This window comes from Tropicimonas sp. IMCC6043, from assembly GCF_004146235.1.
Lineage (GTDB): Bacteria > Pseudomonadota > Alphaproteobacteria > Rhodobacterales > Rhodobacteraceae > Tropicimonas.
Window position 1 is genome coordinate 1 of record NZ_SELO01000171.1, and the last position, 383, is coordinate 383.

Consider the following 383-nt stretch of genomic DNA (forward strand, 5'->3'; position numbering starts at 1 on the left):
TGAGACCTGCCGAGGCGAGCTACCCAGTGATGATCCAATGCGCGCCACGCCCACCGTCACGCACCCGACATTTCCATGCTCGGCAAAACAGTCACGGGCGATCTTGCGCATGTCCTTAGTCACATTCCTTCCGGTGATATCAATCTTCATGGCGAGTTCCTCCCCTGTCGACCGTCCCTGCAAGTATTTCCCGTGCGGTCATTCGTAACCGAAGGGTTGGCGAGCGCTGCTGCGGCGGTTAACCCTCGATGCCGCTGCAAGAGTTGGGCCTTCGGAAGGATGTGAAGAACTTCCAAAGAACTCATCTTGCCCAGCATGTTCTTCTTCAACGCGATCCCGGTGCCGAAATCCCGCGCCTCCCCCATCCTGGTCAGCATGTAGAG

At 57.7% G+C, this 383-nt stretch carries 1 pseudogene; it reads right to left on the bottom strand.

Going from position 1 to position 383, the window contains the following annotated elements:
- Positions 1 to 146 precede the first annotated feature (146 nt).
- Positions 147 to 383, bottom strand: a pseudogene (locus EU800_RS27410) (hypothetical protein); the annotation flags it as partial.